General features: G+C 38.1%; 17 protein-coding genes. 10 read left to right on the top strand and 7 right to left on the bottom strand.

Annotated elements, in window-relative coordinates:
• Positions 1-85 precede the first annotated feature (85 nt).
• The 4 genes from DV942_RS20095 to DV942_RS20080 all read right to left on the bottom strand — a co-directional run bounded on the left by DV942_RS20095 (position 86) and on the right by DV942_RS20080 (position 2,940).
• Positions 86-892 (bottom strand): M48 family metallopeptidase, encoded by an 807-nt coding sequence (locus DV942_RS20095; protein WP_145860492.1) that lies wholly within the window; start codon positions 890-892, stop codon positions 86-88.
• A 100-nt stretch (positions 893-992) separates the two neighbouring features.
• The gene (plsY, locus tag DV942_RS20090; RefSeq protein ID WP_090985250.1) at positions 993-1,640 is read right to left on the bottom strand and encodes a glycerol-3-phosphate 1-O-acyltransferase PlsY; all 648 of its coding nucleotides are present in this window, start codon (positions 1,638-1,640) and stop codon (positions 993-995) included.
• A gap of 49 nt (positions 1,641-1,689) precedes the next feature.
• The gene (gene nadC / locus DV942_RS20085; RefSeq protein ID WP_145860489.1) at positions 1,690-2,532 is read right to left on the bottom strand and encodes a carboxylating nicotinate-nucleotide diphosphorylase; all 843 of its coding nucleotides are present in this window, start codon (positions 2,530-2,532) and stop codon (positions 1,690-1,692) included.
• Between the two features lie 129 nt (positions 2,533-2,661).
• Positions 2,662-2,940: a DUF4783 domain-containing protein gene (locus DV942_RS20080; protein WP_244950895.1), complete on the bottom strand. Its 279-nt coding sequence runs from the start codon at positions 2,938-2,940 to the stop codon at positions 2,662-2,664.
• 293 nt (positions 2,941-3,233) lie between these two features.
• Between DV942_RS20080 and gpmI the strand changes: the two genes are divergently transcribed.
• Entirely contained in the window at positions 3,234-4,757 is a 1,524-nt protein-coding gene (gene gpmI, locus DV942_RS20075) for a 2,3-bisphosphoglycerate-independent phosphoglycerate mutase (protein ID WP_090985256.1), read from the top strand.
• Entirely contained in the window at positions 4,757-5,287 is a 531-nt protein-coding gene (locus DV942_RS20070; protein ID WP_090985257.1) for a hypothetical protein, read from the top strand. The genes gpmI and DV942_RS20070 overlap by 1 nt, the downstream gene beginning before the upstream one ends.
• 55 nt (positions 5,288-5,342) lie before the next feature.
• Here DV942_RS20070 and DV942_RS20065 read toward each other — a convergent pair whose 3' ends face one another.
• Positions 5,343-5,963: a tetratricopeptide repeat protein gene (locus DV942_RS20065; RefSeq protein ID WP_090985258.1), complete on the bottom strand. Its 621-nt coding sequence runs from the start codon at positions 5,961-5,963 to the stop codon at positions 5,343-5,345.
• Between the two features lie 321 nt (positions 5,964-6,284).
• On the opposite strand from DV942_RS20065, the gene lon reads away from it, so the two are divergent.
• Positions 6,285-8,756 (top strand): endopeptidase La, encoded by a 2,472-nt coding sequence (gene lon / locus DV942_RS20060; RefSeq protein WP_090985260.1) that lies wholly within the window; start codon positions 6,285-6,287, stop codon positions 8,754-8,756.
• Between the two features lie 83 nt (positions 8,757-8,839).
• The gene (locus DV942_RS20055) at positions 8,840-9,790 is read left to right on the top strand and encodes a lipid A deacylase LpxR family protein (protein ID WP_145860485.1); all 951 of its coding nucleotides are present in this window, start codon (positions 8,840-8,842) and stop codon (positions 9,788-9,790) included.
• A 188-nt stretch (positions 9,791-9,978) separates the two neighbouring features.
• Here DV942_RS20055 and arfB read toward each other — a convergent pair whose 3' ends face one another.
• Positions 9,979-10,386: an alternative ribosome rescue aminoacyl-tRNA hydrolase ArfB gene (gene arfB, locus DV942_RS20050; RefSeq protein WP_145860483.1), complete on the bottom strand. Its 408-nt coding sequence runs from the start codon at positions 10,384-10,386 to the stop codon at positions 9,979-9,981.
• Positions 10,387-10,460: 74 nt separating this feature from the next.
• On the opposite strand from arfB, the gene cmk reads away from it, so the two are divergent.
• The 6 genes from cmk (at position 10,461) to DV942_RS20020 (ending at position 19,571) form a co-directional block, all read left to right on the top strand.
• On the top strand, positions 10,461-11,141 hold the full coding sequence (gene cmk, locus DV942_RS20045; RefSeq protein ID WP_134204827.1) for a (d)CMP kinase: 681 nt from the start codon (positions 10,461-10,463) through the stop codon (positions 11,139-11,141).
• Between the two features lie 262 nt (positions 11,142-11,403).
• Positions 11,404-12,234, top strand: coding sequence for a 3-keto-disaccharide hydrolase (locus DV942_RS20040; protein ID WP_090985269.1), 831 nt, complete (start codon positions 11,404-11,406; stop codon positions 12,232-12,234).
• A gap of 48 nt (positions 12,235-12,282) precedes the next feature.
• Positions 12,283-13,779: a TPM domain-containing protein gene (locus tag DV942_RS20035; protein WP_145860481.1), complete on the top strand. Its 1,497-nt coding sequence runs from the start codon at positions 12,283-12,285 to the stop codon at positions 13,777-13,779.
• 187 nt (positions 13,780-13,966) lie between these two features.
• Complete coding sequence (locus DV942_RS20030) at positions 13,967-14,944, top strand: SH3 domain-containing protein (protein WP_145860478.1); 978 nt, start codon at positions 13,967-13,969, stop codon at positions 14,942-14,944.
• A gap of 654 nt (positions 14,945-15,598) precedes the next feature.
• Complete coding sequence (gene rpsA, locus DV942_RS20025; protein WP_134204825.1) at positions 15,599-17,533, top strand: 30S ribosomal protein S1; 1,935 nt, start codon at positions 15,599-15,601, stop codon at positions 17,531-17,533.
• A gap of 370 nt (positions 17,534-17,903) precedes the next feature.
• Entirely contained in the window at positions 17,904-19,571 is a 1,668-nt protein-coding gene (locus DV942_RS20020) for a beta-N-acetylhexosaminidase (protein ID WP_145860477.1), read from the top strand.
• Here DV942_RS20020 and DV942_RS20015 read toward each other — a convergent pair.
• Positions 19,568-20,494, bottom strand: coding sequence for an AraC family transcriptional regulator (locus tag DV942_RS20015; protein ID WP_145860474.1), 927 nt, complete (start codon positions 20,492-20,494; stop codon positions 19,568-19,570). The two genes, DV942_RS20020 and DV942_RS20015, sit on opposite strands and share 4 nt — an antisense overlap.
• Positions 20,495-20,603: the final 109 nt, after the last annotated feature.

The following is a 20,603-nucleotide window of genomic DNA, read 5'->3' as shown; positions in this document are numbered from 1 at the left end:
TTTTTGAAACAAAAAAGGCCTTAGCGAGACGCTAAGACCAGATATTTTGCTTTAGACTAAACTTTCAACCTTCGTGCCCTCTACCCTACCTCTTATAATACTGTTTCGCTTCAGGCAAATATTTTTGGATCTGTGCTATACGGGTTGCATCACTTGGGTGGGTGCTTAAAAATTCTGGTGGCCTTTGTGATCCTGCTGACGCGTCTGACATCCTATTCCAGAAAGCAGTAGCATTTTGCGGATTGTATCCGGCCATGGCCATAAAAATTAAACCTAAACGATCGGCCTCCAATTCCTGGTTGCGGCTAAATTTCAACATCGCAACAGGTGTACCTACACCATACAATGTATTAAAAATAGATTGGGTTTTCGGATTTTTAGAAAGCGCCACACCTGCAGCAGCACCTATGCCCTGCGCTACCATTTCTTGCGACATCCGTTCTGCTGAGTGACCTGCAATGGCATGGGCGATCTCGTGTCCCATAACTGTCGCTAAACCAGCATCGTCCTGTGTAATGGGTAAAATACCTGTGTAAACCACAATCTTACCACCAGGCATACACCAGGCATTTTTTTCATTGTTCTGCACTACATTAACTTCCCATTGATAATCAGCAATCAGATTACCATAGTTATTGCTGTTCATATATGACTTTACTGCAGTAATTAACTTGTTTCCAACGGTTTTAACTTTCAAAGCCTGAGCATTTGACGCCGGTAAAACGGCTGATTTATTTTCCGTTAAAAAAGTATTATAAGCCTGGAATGCCATTGGCAAAACCTGGTCGTTACTTACCAGATCAAATCGACTACGACCCGTTAAAGGAACAGTAGAACATGAGTTAAATAATAAGATCCCAGCAACGCTTGCTGCTAAAAATATTTTTTTCATAAATGCGATTTTTTTTAAATGATTCGTAAAACTGATAAGCAAAAGCCGTTGATTAAACAGCAAGCCTATAAATAAGTTTTACAGAAATGTCTTTTGTTGGTTAATTCGTTTTCTTTCTAAACAAATACACTTTTGATTCTTTGCCTTTCAGCAATCTTTCGAGATTTTTCTGGTGCGTAACCAAAATTAAAATACAAACCACCATACCATAAAGCACTTCAGATTTAATGGAAACCTGAAACAGGAAAACCACACTTAACGGAAAGGTAAATCCCGCACAAATGGAACTTAATGAAACGTATTTAGTTAACAGCAGTACCACCACAAAAACCAGAACGCAAAGCATAGATGCTTCGAAGTTAACTGCTAAAACCATTCCAAAAAGTGTAGCCACTCCTTTTCCTCCCCTAAAGCCAGCGAAAACAGGAAACAAATGCCCCATTACTGCAGTTACCCCCAAGGCGAGCTGGTAGTTAACAAAAACAACTGAATTTTGGGGGCCTGTTACCGACATGCCAATGAGATAGGCTAAATTGGTTGCAGTATAGCCCTTTGCAATATCAATGATCATTACGGCAATTCCGGCTTTTTTGCCTAACACCCTAAAGGTATTGGTTGCGCCAGCATTACCACTTCCATATTCCCTAACGTCAACACCATAAAAGGCCTGACCTAGCCATACAGCCGTTGGGATAGATCCGAAAAGGTAAGCAATTATTAACGCGCTGAGAGAATAAACCGTAACCATAGCCTACAATGTTACAAAAAATAAGCTTTTAATTTTAGAGCAAATCAATTTAGTATGCTTTTAAACTCATATCCAGGCTTTTCACAGAATGTGTAAGCGCACCCATCGAAATAAAATCTACTCCACAAGCTGCATATACTGCAACGTTTTCCTCAGTAATCCCTCCGGAAGCCTCGGTAATAAATTTCCCGTCAATTAGTTCCACTGCGGCTTTTAAGTCTTCAAAACTGAAATTATCAAGCATAATCCGGTCCACACCACCTACAGCAAGAACCTGCCTTAACTCTTCCAGGTTCCGCACCTCGATTTCGATCTGAAGTGATTTATTTTGATCTGCAATATATCGCTGAGCAGCTGTAATGGCATTTGAAATCCCTCCTGCATAATCTACATGGTTATCCTTAATCAGGATCATATCATATAAACCTATGCGGTGATTTACCCCTCCACCAATCCTTACCGCCCATTTCTCTAAATAGCGCAAACCAGGGGTAGTTTTACGGGTATCTAAAATCCTGGTTTTGGTTGTCTTCAACAGTGAGACAATGCGATGTGTTTTAGTAGCAATGCCGCTCATGCGTTGCATGCAGTTTAACACCAGTCGTTCGGCAATTAGAATAGAATGTGTACTTCCGGCAACGGTTAGGGCTATATCTCCGAATTTAACCGCAGCACCATCTTGTAGTAATACATCAACTTCCAAACCGGGATCAACCTCCTTAAATATTTCAATGGCCAATTCAATTCCAGCTAAAATCCCATCTTCTTTGATGATGAGTCTGGCTTTCCCCTGTGTTCCTTTCGGGATTGTAGAAAGTGAAGTATGATCTCCGTCACCCACATCTTCAGTAAGTGCATTTTTGATGAATTGCTGTATCAGTTGATTATCCAAAATATAGATTTTAATGCCGCAAAAATAATAATTATTTATTAGCAGACAATTCCCTAAGGGTTAATCTGAATCGTTAAGCCTAATTTGGTTTCTGACTAGAGAAGCTCAATTACACAAATTGCAACTTCATTAATCCTTCGCAGGCTCTATCCGTAACTCGGTAATAGAAAAACTGGTGTTGAATTTTTTCATGGTGATCGAAACCCTGAAAGTTTCTTTTGCAGTGCTCAACATGATTACACCAAAACGATAATTTGGATTGGTATTGATTTTATGAAAAATACTTGTTTTTATTGGTGGATGTTTAATAAAAAAATCTCTCAAAATCTGTTCACCCTGTGCTTTAGAGTATACATCTTCTTCATCAATAATGATCAGTTCGATAGTTGAGGCAAAATCTTTAGCGATTTCCTTTGAGTTGCCAGCCTTAAAATACGACGATAAATCATCGATTATATCGGCCTGAAAGGCATTTGGATGATATAAACGACGATAAACTAATTATGAATAAAAATAAGCTCCGGATCATTTCTGTATTTTATACAGAACCCTATAGCTAAAATTATGCCATTAGCATATCAAAAAAAGGATTTCTTCATTTGGATACGCTTCAATAAAGTTATATTTGCCATGTAAACAAAACACTAAACATGTTATACATGAAAATGTTTTGACAAAGATCAATAAATTTTACAATAAAAATGGTAAACGATAAAAAACTCGCGCTTATAATTCTAGATGGCTGGGGCTATGGAAAACAAGATAATTCTGACGCCGCATATGCTGCCAACACTCCTTTTTTCGATTCGTTATTACAGAAGTACCCAAATTCTAGGCTTGAGGCATCTGGCGAAGCAGTAGGCTTACCTGCAGGCCAAATGGGCAACTCAGAAGTCGGACACATGAACCTGGGTGCTGGAAGGGTAGTTTATCAGGAGCTTGGAAGAATTAATAAAGCTATAACCGACAGGGAATTGCACAACAACCCGGTTTTAGTAAGTGCCTTTGATTATGCCAAACAGCATAATAAAGCAGTTCATTTTATCGGTCTGGTTTCAAATGGTGGAGTACATGCACACATTGAACATTTAAAAGCTTTATGCGATGCCGCAAATGAAGCAAATGTTCCAAATTCTTTTGTCCACGCTTTTTTGGATGGCCGTGATACGGATCCAAACTCCGGTTTGGGTTTTATTACCGACCTGGAAAACCACTTACAAAATTCCAATACTAAACTGGCAACTATGGTTGGCCGGTATTATGCCATGGACCGTGATAACCGTTGGGAACGTGTAAAGCAAGCTTATGATGTAATGGTTAATGGAATAGGTGAAAAAACCGAGGATGCTTTAGCTGCAATCAAAAAATCATATGCGGATGGTATTACAGATGAATTTTTAAAACCAATTGTATTAACGCAGGATAATGCTGCTCCGGTAGCCACTATTCAGAATGATGATGTGGTCATCTGTTTCAATTTCCGTACTGACAGGGGGCGTGAGATTACAACAGCCTTGACTCAGAAAGATTTCCCGGAGCAGCAGATGCATAAACTGCCATTGTATTACGTTACTATGACAACTTACGATGAGAGTTTTGAAAAAGTAAATGTAATCTTCACCAAAGATGATTTAACCCAAACTATCGGGGAAGTACTGGCGAACAATAATAAAAACCAGATTCGTATTGCCGAAACCGAAAAATATCCGCACGTTACTTTCTTCTTCTCTGGCGGTAGAGAGGCCGAATTTACCAATGAGAAACGCATCTTAATTCCTTCTCCAAAAGTTGCAACTTATGACCTTCAACCGGAAATGAGTGCTGCAGGCATTACCGATGCCATTACTAAGGAAATGGAAACAGGATGGGCTGATTTTATCTGCTTAAATTTTGCCAATCCAGATATGGTAGGTCATACAGGTGTTTTTGAGGCCGTGGTAAAAGCAGTAGAAACGGCAGATAAATGTGCCGAAACTGTAGTGAACAAAGGTTTGGAAAACGGCTATTCCTTCATTCTTTTAGCTGATCACGGAAACTCTGAGTTTATGGTGAATGCCGACGGGTCTGTCAACACAGCGCACACAACCAACCTGGTTCCTTGCATTTTAATTGATAAAGACTACAAAACCATTGCAGACGGCAAATTAGGTGATATTGCCCCTACTATTTTAAAAATATTAGGCGTGGATATTCCGGCAGAAATGACAGGAAACGTTTTAGTATAATGATCAAAAAACTTTTTATCCCCGTATTTGCTTTGGCTTTATTTTCCTGTAACCAGCGAAAAGCAGCTGAAGCAAATACCAATTTGGCATATTTTGATATAAAAGGATATTTTGAGAAAGAAATTTCACGTTTACAAAAGCTAAACCCCGTTGTAAATAAAACCGTAAGCGTAGATGGGACGGTTGAAAACAAAAACGTTAAAATTTCTGACTGGACAAAGGAACTTGCCATTTTTGTTAATGCAGATATTAACAAAACATCATGGAAAGGAAGTTTTGAAACAAACCAGGAAAACGGAATTGATATTTATACTTCTGACCATAAAAAAATCCCAATAAAGAAGGTTTCCATTACCTGGAAAGGTCAGAAAGCAGGTAAAATAGAGATCATTATCGATAATAAAAATATCCTCTATCAATCTCAGGATACGCTGACTTATTGTCCCGACAGCTTATACAGCATCAAAAAGCACCAGAAAATCAGGCTATTAAAGGATAAAAGATACTCCGTGGTCGGAAAACTGAAATAGAAAAAAAGGGATCCGAATATTATTCAGATCCCTTTTCCATTTCAATGATTTTTTTTTATTTAAGGCTGGCAATCTGCGCCTTATCATAAGTTACCCAATCAATAATATCCTTTCTTAACGGCTGTAGCGTTAATACCTTTTGAAAATCAGCAATAGAGTTATTGAATAAAGCAATACAAGCTGCTTTTTCTTCCTTTTTCTTTGCTTTGAAAGACCTGAAAATTGCATAATCTTTATAAGCTAAGCCACGATTCTGAAACATCTGCGCATCTTCATCTCCGTTAATCTCAATTGCTTTTGTAAAATCTTTTAAAGATGCCTGATAAAAATTTTCACGCATCGTGTTTAACGATTCTTTAGGATCATTAGCAATTTTTAACCTCGCTATGCCACGATAATAATATGCCGAAACTTCAGTAGGCTTGATGTTCAGCAATCGGCTGTAAGTGGCGATACATTTCTCGTATTCGTGATTTTGGAAGTAAGAATAACCAAGCATCTGGAGTACACGAGCATTATCAGGAGTTTTAGCTTCAGCTTTTTCTAATTGCATAGCAGCGGTTTTGTAATCACCCTTCATCATCGCCTGCATGCTCCTCTCGTAATTGCTCTGCGCGAAACTAGCGGTTGATGTAAAAATCATTAATCCTAAAATCGCTTTTTTAAAATAGTCCATGTATGAATAATAAGTGTAACAAATCTAACCCCTAAATCAAATTTTATAGGAGAAATTTTTTTGCAATATAATCCTATTCTGATAATTTAAAAGTTTTTAATTTTTCTTTCATTAAAAACCGCTTGCCCTGAACATTAGCTTAAACGCTAAAAAATGCTTTATATGATATGGGCGAAAATATTTATATTACTCTGCCTTTTTAACATATCATTAATATTATTTTTATTTTGGCACAAGAGTTGAATTTATGAAGGGAATACAAAAATTAAACAAATTAAATACGATTAAACTGCCAGTTTGTCGTTAGCGGAAAATGTGATAATGAGTAAACAAGATATATTTGATTTCCAAACAGCAATGCCAATCATAAATGAGGATACAGAGTTTTTTCCATTAATGTCTCAACAGGACGAAGATGAAATGAACAATGAAGAAACGCCGGAAACCCTGGCGATATTGCCTTTGCGAAATACCGTTCTATTTCCTGGAGTAGTTATTCCTATTACAGTGGGAAGGGACAAATCGATTAAGTTGATTAAAGAAGCCTATAAAGGAAATAAGATTATTGGGGTGGTTTCTCAAAAAGATGTTTCTATTGAAGACCCTACTTTTGAGCAGCTTAACACCGTTGGTACCGTTGCCAACATCATTAAGCTATTGCAGATGCCTGATGGAAATACAACTGTAATTATCCAGGGTAAACAACGCTTCAGTTTGATTGAAGAAGTGCAGAACGAACCTTACATTAAAGCGGTTGTTAAAAAGTTTGTAGAACAAAAGCACAAGGCAGATAAAGAGTTTAAAGCCTTGATTGCCTCTATACGGGAGATGTCTGCACAGATCATCCAGCTTTCGCCAAATATCCCGAGCGAAGCCAGCATTGCACTTAAAAATATTGAGAGCAATTCATTTTTGATCAATTTCATTTCATCAAACATGAATGCCGAAATGGCCGATAAGCAAAAAATCCTTGAAATGGATAAATTGCAGGAAAGAGCGCAAAAGGTAATGGAACTTTTGATGGTGGAATTGCAGATGCTGGAATTGAGAAATCAGATCCAGTCAAAAGTACGTACCGATTTAGACAAACAGCAACGTGATTATTTTTTAAATCAACAGCTAAAAACCATTCAGGAAGAACTTGGCGGTAATGCTGCCGATTTGGAATTTGACGCTTTACAGGAAAGGGCTAAAAAGAAAAAATGGACCCAGGCCGTTGCCGACCATTTTGATAAAGAAATAGACAAGTTAGGTAGAATGAATCCTGCTGCGCCAGATTATTCGGTACAGTTAAACTACCTGGAATTACTGTTGGATTTACCGTGGAACGAGTTTACAAAAGATAATTTCGACCTAAAAAGAGCACAGCGCATTTTAGATAAAGATCATTTCGGTTTAGAAAAAGTAAAACAACGTATTATTGAATACCTGGCTGTACTAAAACTAAAACGCAATATGAAAGCGCCTATTTTATGTTTGGTCGGCCCTCCGGGAGTCGGCAAAACATCACTGGGAAAATCGATTGCAAAAGCATTAGGCCGTAAATATGTGCGCATGGCTTTAGGCGGTATCCGCGATGAAGCAGAAATCCGCGGCCACCGCAAAACTTATATCGGCGCTATGCCGGGACGTATCATTTCTTCCATTAAAAAAGCCGGCGCAGATAATCCGGTTTTTGTGCTGGATGAGATTGATAAGGTTGGTACCGATCACCGTGGAGATCCATCATCAGCTTTGCTGGAAGTTTTAGATCCTGAGCAGAACAATGCCTTTTACGATCACTATGTAGAAGTGGATTATGACTTATCAAACATCCTATTTATTGCTACAGCTAACTCGTTAAGCACTATTCAGCCTGCGTTGTTAGATCGTATGGAGATTATTGAAGTAAACGGATATACCATTGAAGAAAAAATAGAGATTGCCAAAAAATACCTGTTGCCAAAACAGAAAGAAAATCATGGTTTGCAGACCAAAGATATTTCCATTAAACCTGCCCTGATCGAAAAAGTAATTGAAGATTACACCAGAGAATCAGGTGTGCGTGGTTTAGAGAAAAAAATAGGCTCTCTGGTACGTGGTGTGGCCACAAAAATTGCCATGGAAGAAACCTACAACGTAAATTTGGACAATGATGATGTGGAGCGTATTTTAGGTGCTCCTATTTACGACAAAGATTTGTACGAAGGCAATGAAGTAGCCGGAGTTGTAACAGGTTTAGCATGGACAAGTGTTGGTGGAGATATCTTATTCATCGAATCGAGTTTAAGTCCGGGGAAAGGAAAATTAACCTTAACAGGTAACCTGGGCGATGTAATGAAAGAATCGGCGGTGATTGCACTGGCTTATTTACGTGCACATGCTGCAGAATTTGGCATTGATTATACTTTATTTGATAATTGGGATGTACATGTACACGTTCCGGCAGGCGCTACGCCTAAAGATGGTCCATCGGCCGGAATAACCATGTTAACGGCATTAACCTCGGCCTTTACCCAACGTAAGGTAAAACAGCATCTAGCCATGACGGGTGAGATTACTCTTCGCGGAAAAGTGCTTCCGGTAGGTGGTATAAAAGAAAAAATCCTGGCCGCCAAAAGAGCCGACATTAAAGAAATTATCCTGTGCAAGAGCAACCGTAAAGATATTTTAGAAATCAAAGAAAGTTACATCAAGGATTTAAAATTCCATTATGTAACCGAAATGAGCGAAGTAATTGATTTGGCACTGACTAAAAACAAGGTAAAAAAACCTTTGGATTTAAGTATTAAAATTGCACCGATTGTAAACTAATTTATAATCTTTTAACAGAGAACAATCAAAAATCCAATTACAATAAATACTTTTATAGTCCCGGTAATTATCGGGACTTTTTTATGAAATCACTTTTATTTGCACTATTTTTTTGTTTGGCTGTATCAACTGGTTTTGCCCAATCTTTTAAAAACGAATTTGGTTTTAAAACCGAAAATGATGCTTATCTGGCTACTTTAAATGATCGTTATTATACCAACGGCTTATTTATTTATTTCAGAAGAGCCCTTAATACCGAAAAGTTATCAGATAAGATCGAAAAGAAGACCTACGAAATTTCTGCGGGTCAAAAAATGTATACCCCATATTGGGGTCAGGTACCGAAAAAAGAAGATCAGGACAGACCTTTTGCAGGTTACCTGTATGCCGGTGGTGCCTATTCGGTTTTCTACAAAAACGAAAGTGTTTTAAAAACCAGTGTAGAATTGGGAACGGTTGGCCCCAACTCACTTGCACAGGATGCACAACGTTTTCTCCATAAAACGGTTGGTTTTTACACGCCAGCAGGTTGGGATTACCAGATCAAAAATGAACTGGCCGCAAACCTGGCTGCCAATTACAGTAAATTGCTCTTTAGGCCTGAAGATCCAATTGCAGATATCAGTGCCCAGGGTTATGCCAATTTAGGCACCACCTTTTCGGGATTGGGTACTTCAGTGCTTTTTAGGGCTGGTAAAATCAATCAATTGTTCAATAGTGCTTACCATAATGCCGTAATTGGAAATTCGAAAACCAAAAGCTTAAATAATGCTGAATTTTTCTTTTATGTAAAACCGCAGCTCAATTTCGTAGCTTACGATGCAACCATTCAGGGAAGCCTTTTCAACAACGACAGTCCGGTAACATTTGGTGTAAAGCCATTCGTTTTCGAACAACAGCTTGGTGTAAATTATAGTTCAAAAAGATTTACAGCCGATTTTAACGTAATTTTTAAAACAAAGGAAGTTAAAAGTGTGGCTAAAGCACAAAATTATGGTGGTTTAAGCTTATATTATCGATTTGGGAAAGGATAGAATAACCGCTTCATTGATAGCTATTTAAAGACATATTAACATAGCAATATAGCTATTGGATTATTTTAGCAACCGCCGTATAGACCCTGAAATAAATTCAGGGTGACGATTCTTTTTTGTGATGTCAGATATTACTATCTGACATTTTAACCCTCAAAAAGCAAACGATGACAGATCTTTTCAAACAACTAAAAATCAACCACTTTCCTGTTTCTCTTTTTCTCCGCTGTTGAGGCTTTATTTTTTAACCTTTTTTCGATAACACCTTTTGGGATTTTGGTTGGTTTTCTTTTTTTTTGAACCATCAATGCTTTTTTAAGCAGATCGATCAGCTTGATGATGGTTTTTTCTTTATTGAGCAACTGGCTCCTATCCTCTTGCGAAACAACATGCAGCAGACCTTCACTATCCATGCGGTTCTGCAGCTTTATTTTAAGCTGTGCTTTTTCCTCATCAGTAAAATATGCAAATGTTTCTACATTAAAAACCAGTTCTACCTTACTCGAAACCTTGTTTACGTTCTGTCCGCCTTTACCCCCGCTACGCGATGTTTTAAAAATGGCTGATCGTAAAATTTCTTCTCTGTTAGGTAACATCAGGCAAAAATACAAAGAATATCGATCTAAAAAAAGTTAGCAAACCCATCGGCTTTTTTTACCTTTGTAGCGGAATGAAGAAAAACTTGGTTATAGCTATTGACGGCTATTCATCTTGCGGAAAAAGTACATTAGCGAAAGCACTGGCTAAAAAATTAGGTTTCATTTATGTAGACAGCGGGGCCATGTACCGTGCGGTTACCCTATATTTTTTACGCAACAGCATAGATGTGAGCAATGATACCCAGGTTGAAGATGCCTTGCAACACATCGAACTCAATTTCCATTCGCGCGATTATGAATCGCACATCACCCTTAACGGTGAAGAAGTTTCAGACGAGATCCGTTTGATGCCGGTTTCAGAAAATGTAAGTGAGGTTTCTGCGCATAAAATTGTCCGCCATGAAATGGTGAAACAACAACAGCGTATGGGGAAATCTAAAAACATTGTAATGGATGGCCGCGACATCGGCACCACCGTTTTTCCAAATGCCCCTGTAAAATTCTTTATGACCGCCGACCCGAAAATCAGGGCCGAACGCAGGTTTAAAGAATTGGAGAGCAAAGGCAATAACGAAACGACTTTAGAAGAAGTTTTTGAAAACCTTGCCCACAGGGATTATGCCGATACTACCCGAAAAGAAAGTCCGTTGGTTAGGGCCGATGATGCCATTATTTTAGATAATACCGATCTTACACAGCAGGAACAATTGGATTTTGCACTAGAGAGAGTAAAGCCTTTTTTGGTACATTAGTTCATTGGTATATTAGTTTATTGGTCATTGGTCATTGGTTAATTAGTTATTGGTTAATTAGTCATTGGTACGGTGGTCATTGGTTAATTAGTCATTACGATTAACCGATTCTGACAGATGTTTATCATCTCGACTGTTGCGGAGCCTTATAAAGAGGTGTTTGTCCGTATGCAATCCAGGTTATCGATTATGAACTATCCAACTAGTGAACATTGACTTCGGGAAAAAATTTATATTTTTAGCACCAAAACCAAATGTTGCTATGAAATTAAAATCAATTTACCTTACTGCATTATTTCTATCCTTCTTTATTTTAAATGCAAATGCCCAAAAAGGCTGGATCAACCTCTTTAACGGAAAAGATTTAAAAGACTGGAACATTAAAATTGCCAAACACGACTACAATGAAAACTATGCGAATACTTTCCGTGTAGAGAACGGTGTAATGAAAGTAAGTTATGATGGCTACAATGAGTTTGACCAGCAATACGGACACATTTTCTATAAAAAGCCTTTTTCAGCCTATCTTTTAAAAGTAACCTATCGTTTTGTAGGCGAGCAGGCTAAAGGTGGCGAAGGTTGGGCTACCCGTAACAGCGGCGCTATGTTGCATTGCCAGGACCCGGCTACCATGTTGAAAGACCAGGATTTCCCGATTTCTATCGAAGGACAGATTTTGGGTGGAGATGGTGAACATGAACGCCACACCAGCAATGTTTGCACCCCCGGAACCCTGATTAATTATAATGGTAAATTATTTACACCACACTGTTTGGATTCTAAATCCAAAACTTATGCTGGCGACCAATGGGTGACCGCAGAATTTTTAGTTTTAGGCGATTCTGTGATCAAGCACATTATTGATGGCGAAGTGGTTTTAGAATATACCAAACCTCAAATTGGCGGTGGTAATGTTTCAAATTTCGACCCAAAAGTTAAAACAGATGGTAAAGCCTTAACATCAGGTTATATTTCATTACAGAGCGAAAGCCACCCGATAGAATTCAAAACAGTACAGCTTTACAATTTGGAGGCTTATATGAAAGATAAAGCAAAACTGGATAAAGTATTGGCAAAAATTTTAAAAGAGTAAACCATACCGCCAACTGTTTGTTAAATGATGAGGCCATAAATTTATACGATGCTCAATAAACATTTAATCAAACCTCTCGCACTCTTCATTTTCCTTTTTTTAGGCAATTTTGTTTTTGCGCAAACGGCCTATCAGGTAAGAGATATTCCCGATCCGAAAAAAAATGGAGGTGGCTATGTTAGCGACCCCGATAACATTTTGGGTACCGGAGCAGTAGCCCAGCTCAACAATACCATTGCCGATTTTGAGCGTGAAACTAATGTGCAGGTGGCGGTTGTGGTGGTTAATGATTTTGATCATGATCAGGAAGATTTCGACTTTGCATACGAATTGTTCAATACCTGGGGAATCGGCTCAAAAACCAGCAACAATGGTTTATTGTTATTTATTTCGAAAACGCGGCGAAAGTACAGGTTTATTACGGGCACAGGCGTTGAAGGTGTTCTGCCTGATGTAAAGCTCAAACATATTGCCGAACAGCAACTTTTACCAGCTTTTAGGGAAAATGATTTCGCCACAGGAATTTCCAATACCATTAATGCCATTGGAGCAATCATTTTAAATCCTGAAAACAAATCAGAGCTCAATCAATTGTTCACCCCAAAAAAAAGCAACAGTGATTTTGAAAACTTCTTACTACCTAGCGGGATCATCCTGCTGCTTTTTTGGGGTGCATTTAAAATTGTAAACCGGCAGGCAAAAAAGGTATTAAAAGATAAACCTCAATCAGATGGGAAGCAATATGAAAAGATAGGAAAAGGCTGCGCGGTGGCTATGATGGTTATTTTTGTAGCTATTTTTATATTCATCTTTTTTAATGGCTTCAGCTTAGTTGAAAAAATAAGGCCAGAAAATATTCCGGTTATTTTGTATGTTATTTTGGCGCTTGTACTTTTCGGCAGGTACCTTTTCCACATTTCGGCATTACGAAAAATGCATAATGACGATAAAAACTTTTTCAATTCGGTAAGCAGCTTTCATAAAAAGAATTTTTGGCTGATCATTTTTTCTCCCCTTATTTTAATCAACATTATCATCTATTTATTTAAAAAGGTAAAGAATATTAATCGGTTTAAAGCAGTGCTGGATAGTAAGGGACGGGAAATGGTGCGTTTGGACAGGGATATTAATATTGAAGGTAAACCTTTTTTAACAAAAGGCCAGCGTCTGGAGGAAATAGTAAAAGCCTATGATTATGATATCTGGGAAAGTGTTGATCATCAGGAACATCTTATCAAGCCATGGCCTGCGGAAGCTTATAATAGTTATACTGAATGCCCTGATTGTTATTTCCGTACCTACCAGCTCAACAAACAGGTAACCACTAAAAAGGCTACTTACAGCCATGAGGGACAAGCCAAAATCATAAACGAGTGCAGCTTCTGTAAAAAAACAGAGTTTATTAAATGGATTACCTTAGCGATGCTGGTTGAATCGGGTTCGTCGTCCGGTTCGTCTTCATCTGGCAGCAGTTCATCATCTTCCTCTGGCAGTAGCTGGGGCGGTGGCAGTAGCAGCGGTGGTGGCACTGGTGGAAGCTGGTAATTTAGCTTATGTGATTGCCAAGAAAACATCACACTGCATAAAGAAGCTTTATGAAGAAAGATAATTCCTTTTTTCAAACTTATCCCTAGCTATTAAAAGTATTTTCTAATTTTGAAACACTTAGCACGGTGTTTGCTTATAGCGTGTTTGCGATTACTTACTAAACTGTTCGCAGAAACTTATACTTATGACTAGAATTTTCTTCCTCCTCATTGCTCTTTCTTTTTTTGCTAATCGTTTAAGCGCACAAGATTTGTATCGCGTAAAGGCCGACCAATTGCGTGTTAGGGAAAGCAGCAATCCTAAAAGTAAGATTATTGGAAATATAGCTCAGAATGAAAATATTACGGTTTTAGATGCCAGTGATGCCAAATTTTACAAAGTAAAGTTTAAAAACCGCGAGGGCTGGGTGAGCAAAGATTTCGTTGAAAAAATTGCCCCTGCTGCTAAACCTACAACACCACAAACAACTGCTGCGCAGCCTGATGCCGCTCCGCAAACAACAAACACCGACATGTATCGTGTAACTGTTGACGATTTGAGGGTTAGGCAACAAGCTGATCCGAAAAGTAGAATTGTTGGTTACCTGCCTAAAAATGAAAATGTTGCCGTAATCGATTCTTCTAACACCAGTTTTTATAAAATTAAAGTAACAAATGGCGAAGGATGGGTGAGCAAAGAATTTTTGATCAGGATTTCGCCTGTAAAGGCAAAAGTTGAAAAAACAGGCATCACGGCATCTGTACCTCTGGAAAAAAAGGATTATACGAACATTATCTTTTTTGCTGTGGTTGCCTTAATACTGATTACCATATTATACTTTTCGGTTAAATATGCCAGTGGCAATAAGTTTCTGATCGGTTTTTCGGTAATTGTAATTTTGGTAATCGGGTATTTCTGTTATATCACTTTTATACAGGCAAAAGTGGTAACAGGTACCTTTGCCAGCAATGAAGATATACAGTATAAAACTTTCAATTTTAAGTCAAAAGATTCAGTAACCGTTACCGATGCCTATACCGATTCTGTGTTTACCTCTAAATATGTAATTGATGGCGATATGATTAAATTATACGATCAGCAGAACACCATTATGCTTTTAATCAGGGATGAAAGAACATTAATTGGAGAAGGTTTTACCAGGGGAACTTTTACGAAAAGATAGCAGCAAATCGTCATTCTGAATTTGCTTCAGAATCTTTTTGAAGGGTAAGCGATCGTCCTTCGAAAGGCTATCAATGACCGATTTAAAAAATCTCCGTCATTTCGACTGTAGCGCAGCGAAATGGAGAAATCTTTGAACTAGAATTGCAATAAATCTTTAAACTATATTAAAAGATTTCTCCACTGCGGTCGAAATGACGAGACTTCGATTCCATTAACATTCTTTATCAATCTGTCTATTCATTATTGATTTTATACAATAAATTATCCCTCAGGATGGCTTTTTTATTTTCACCTTAAATTATTAAGTCGCTACTTAAGAACGTTTGAAAGTCATTTGTACACAGTCCCTTGTTTATAAACCCGATAAAGCGGAATAGCCCGGATCCCGATTTCATCGGGAGAGGACTATAAGCGATAGCGGGACTGCTGCCCCCGATAAAATACGGTACGCTCATTTTCAAATCATTATAAAAAATCAATCTATAAAGCGATAGGCCTCTTCGCCCAGATCCTGAAATAAATTCAGGATGACGGACCGATATATTATAATCAGCTAAAAATCAGCAAGATTTATTAAAAAAATCTTTTCTATTAATTAAAATATTTTTACCTTTGCAATCCCTAAATAGGGAAAAAAGGAGACAATTAATTAATGGCTAAAAAACAAGTAGCAGAAAAAGAATTAGCGGCTAAAACAGCTGAACTTCAGGGAGAAGGCGGACGCCTGACTGAAAAAGAAACAATTGAATCAGAAGCTGATTCAGTTTCGATCGAATCGATCAAATCATCATTAGCAACACCAAGCGAAGATTTCGACTGGGATGCAGATGAAAAAGTTTTTGGTAATTACAATGAAGCAGACCGTAAAAAGTTTGAAGATATGTATGCCGGAACATTCAACCAGATCACTAAAGGTGAAATCATCAGCGGTATTGTTGTTTCAATCAACAACAAAGATGTAGTATTAAACGTAGGTTTCAAATCAGACGGTTTGGTTTCTACTTCAGAATTCCGTGATACACCAGATCTAAAAATCGGCGATTCAGTTGACGTTTTCGTTGAAGCACCAGAAGATGCTAACGGTCAATTGATCCTTTCCCGCAAAAGAGCAAAAACCCAAAGATCATGGGAAGCTATCAATGAGGCGCTTGAGAACGACAGAATCATCAACGGTTTCGTTAAGAGCCGTACTAAAGGTGGTTTAATTGTTGATATCATGGGCGTTGAGGCTTTCTTACCAGGATCTCAAATTGATATTAAACCTATCCGCGATTACGATGTATACGTGGGTAAAACAATGGAATTTAAAGTTGTTAAAATTAACCATGAGTTTAAAAACGTAGTTGTTTCTCATAAAGTGTTAATTGAAGACGATTTAGAAAGCCAAAAAGTAGAGATCGTTTCTAAATTAGAAAAAGGTCAGGTATTGGAAGGTACTGTTAAAAACATTACTGATTTCGGTGTGTTCATCGATTTAGGTGGTGTTGACGGTTTACTTCACATTACCGATATTTCTTGGGGCCGCATAGAGCATCCAAAAGAAGTATTATCATTAGATGAAAAAATCAACGTAGTTGTTTTAGATTTCGATGATGAGAAAAAACGTATCGCTTTAGGCTTAAAACAATTAACTCCACACCCTTGGGAGAATTTAAGCACTGACATTCAGGTTGGTTCTAAAGTAAAAGGAAAAATCGTAACTGTTGCAGATTACGGTGCTTTCTTAGAAATCATCCCTGGTGTTGAAGGTTTAATCCACGTTTCTGAAATGAGCTGGTCACAAAACTTAAGAAACCCACAAGAGTTCTTAAAAGTTGGTGATGAGATCGAAGCTGAAGTTTTAACTTTAGACAGAGACGAGCGCAAAATGAGCTTAGGTATTAAACAATTATCTAACGATCCATGGCAAGAAGTTGCTGCTAAATTCCCTGTTGGAAGCAAGCACAAAGCAACTGTTAAAAACATGACTAACTTCGGTGTATTTGTTGAAATCGAAGAAGGTATTGATGGTTTAATCCACATCTCTGACTTATCATGGTCTAAAAAAGTAAACCACCCTAACGAATTCACTAAAGTTGGTGATGTATTAGACGTTGTTGTTTTAGAATTAGACGTTGATAATCGTAAATTAAGCTTAGGTCACAAACAATTAGAAGAAAACCCTTGGGATACTTTCGAAACGATCTTCACTTTAGATTCGGTTCACCAGGGTACTGTTGTTAAAGTAACTGATAAAGGTGCTGTTATTGCTTTACCTTATGGTGTAGAAGGTTTCGTACCAACTAAACACATGGTTAAAGAAGACGGTACTTCAGTTAAAGCTGAAGAAACCAATGACTTCAAAATCATTGAATTCAACAAAGAAGCAAAACGTATCGTAGTATCTCACGCCCGTATCTGGGAAGAGGTTAAAGCTGAAGCTGTAGCAGAAGAAAGAAATGCTAAGAAAAAAGAAGCTAAAGCTGCTGTAACTGCGGTTAAAAAAGTTAAAGATTCTGTAGAGAAATCTACTTTAGGAGACTTAGACGTATTGGCTCAATTGAAATCGCAATTAGAAGGCGAAGAAAGCAAAGCTAAAAAAGGCTAGTTCTTTTTGACTGAAATATTAATCCCGATAGCGAAAGTTATCGGGATTTTTTTTTGCCCCATCCTGTAAGGTTTCAAAAACCTTACAGGATTATTTTTTACCCTACAACCTATAGCAGCCACGGAAACACCGAGCTCGGGGATTTTCTTAATAAATCGTTTAGTAGTGACGAAGTTACCTCGAAACGTCATCTCGACTGAAGCCCAGCGAAACGGAGAGATCTATCGAGACAGATTTCTCGACTGCGTTGCACTTCGCTCGAAATGACGTCATTACTTTTATGTAACAAAATAATCCATTCTCCTCTACTTATTCTGTACATCCCTCCTATTATCACTACTTTTGAAAAGCTTAACCTAGCCTTTTCAGCATGAAAAAAATTATCTTTTTATTTCTGGTCCTTATTTCGTTCAAAGTTTCTGCTCAGGAGATTAATATTATTCCACAGCCTGTACAATTGAAAACCAATCCGAATGAGCTGCCATTTAAAATAGATAGCACTACAGTATTGTATTCAAACGATTCTTCTGCCACGGCATCGATAGAATTCCTACAAAACTATCTTAGTTTAAACTATAAATTCAAACTCAAAACAACTAGAATTCCGGATATAAACCGAACCAACGCGATCAATTTGATCACTAATGAAAAGATTGCTAACCAGAAAGAATACACCTTAACGGTTACGAATAAATCAATTATTATAGGCGCTACCTCTGACACAGCCATCTTCCAAGGTATCCAAACCTTGATTCAGCTATTGCCAACTTCAAAACACTTTCCGCTTCAAATTCCTGCGGTTTCTATAACCGACTATCCCCGCTTAGACTACCGCGGCATGCACCTTGATGTAAGCCGTCATTTTTTTGATGTTGCCTTTGTAAAACAGTACATTGATTATTTAGCACTGCATAAAATGAATTATTTTCACTGGCATTTAACCGATGATCATGGCTGGCGGATTGAAATTAAAAAATATCCTAAACTAACCGAAATTGGTGCCTGGCGCAATGGGAGTATTATTGGCTTATGGCCAGGAAAAGGCAACGAAAATATTAAATATCAGGTACTGCCCAACGAAATTAAAATTACGCCAAAAGATGCTGTAATTAGAACTGACCACATACTCCATGGTGGCTTTTATACCCAGGAACAGATTAAAGAAGTGGTAGATTATGCGGCTAAACGTTACATCACCATTATCCCGGAAATTGAGATGCCGGCACACAGCATGGCTTTACTGGCAGCCTATCCGGAATTGGGAACTGAATCCAACAAAAAGTACACCGTAGCCGAAACCTGGGGCATGATGAACAAATACAACAATGTACTGCAGGCTTCTGACACTACCTTTAAGTTTTTAGAAAATGTTTTAACAGAGGTGCTGGATTTATTCCCCTCTCCTTATATCCACATTGGCGGAGATGAAGCTGCTAAAGTATGGTGGAAACAATCAGCTGTTTCTCAACAGATCATGAAAGCCAACGGCTTAAAAACCGAGAGTGAACTACAAAGTTATTTTATCCGCAGGATGGAGAAATTTGTAAACAGCAAAGGTAAAACCATTATTGGCTGGAACGAGATTTTACAGGGAGGCCTGGCACCAAATGCGGTGGTGATGAGCTGGCAGGGAGAGAAAGGGGGCATTGAGGCGGCCAGGCAAAACCATAAAGCCATCATGACGCCAGAAAATACCATGTATTTTAACCACAGGCAGTTCGTAAAAGAAGATAGCCTGGCTGCAAATAAGTTTTCGCCCCTGATTGATGTTTACAATTATGAACCCATACCTACTGAATTAAATGCCGAACAGGCAAAATACATTTGGGGTGCGCAGGGCTGTTTATGGACCGAATACATCACCACTCCTGCTAAAGTACAATATCAGCTTTTCCCAAGGTTAGATGCCCTGAGCGAAATTTTGTGGAGTCCAAAAGACAAACGTAATTATCCGGATTTTCAGAAAAGATTAAAAACGCAGTTTAAACGATACGATTTAATGGGAATTACCTATTCTAAAAGGTATCTGGAAAATTAGTGGATGATCTGTTTTGCTACCTGTACCTGATAAGTGCCAGGTGTGATGCCGACGATCTTTTTAAATGTCCTGATAAAATAATTGGCATCGTTAAAACCCAATTCATAACTTATCGAAGCCACTTTTGCACCAGGCCGGGTAAGTAAGATCTTGGCTTTATTAATTTTCTCTGCCAGGATAAAATCATTGGGACTAATGCCCAGCTCGCGTTTAAACAAGCGGTAAAACGTGGCCTTGCTCATACAGGCCTTATCGCTCAAGCTATTGATGCTGATCTTCTCGTTCAGGTTAGTTTTAATATAGTTCAGTACAAAGGCCAATGGATTTTGATTGATGTTATAACCTTCATCGCTGACGGTTTTAAGATTTTGAGTCTGCATAATGCGCACCAGCAATTCTTTTAAGGTTAAGTCGGCCAGCACATCTTTTTCCTTGCTACGTTCGGCGCAAATCCGGATGACTTTATTAATGAGGTAGGCAATTTCTTCATTGTTGTAAAAATGGTATTCATCATAGTTCAGCAACCATTTTTCGTTACTTCCCTCCTTTGGGAAAAACTCGTTTAAATAAGCAATCGTTTTTTGGATCTGTTCCTGGTCAATAGCAAGGGCAATACATTGCGTAGGATTTTGATTAGTGGCTTCCGGAAAATCAATCTCCATGGTAACCGATGGAGGAACAATAACGGTTTGACCAGGAAAATAATCAAATCCTTCTTTATCAAACAGATGCATCACTTTTTTACCCCTCAGCATACTTGTAATAACAAAATCGTTAAAAGTGAGGGGAACCTTATAAGATTGGGTATAAGTTTCGAAAACATTTAATTCACAGCGCTCTAAGGTATAAGAGGTTCTGTTCTCTACCAGTGTCTGCAAGGTTTCTGTAGTACTGAGTTTTACATGATCTAATGTATGTTGCATAAACCGAAATAATTTGGTTAGACTATTACTATAATCAAATATAATGATTTCCAACTTTTCAAACGGTCATCCGAAAGCCCTGTTATCCGGCAATATAGCATCATTTCCA

This window comes from Pedobacter suwonensis (assembly GCF_007833675.1).
GTDB lineage: Bacteria > Bacteroidota > Bacteroidia > Sphingobacteriales > Sphingobacteriaceae > Pedobacter > Pedobacter suwonensis.
Note: the sequence above shows the minus strand (reverse complement) of the source record. Positions and strands in the feature narration are given on the sequence as shown.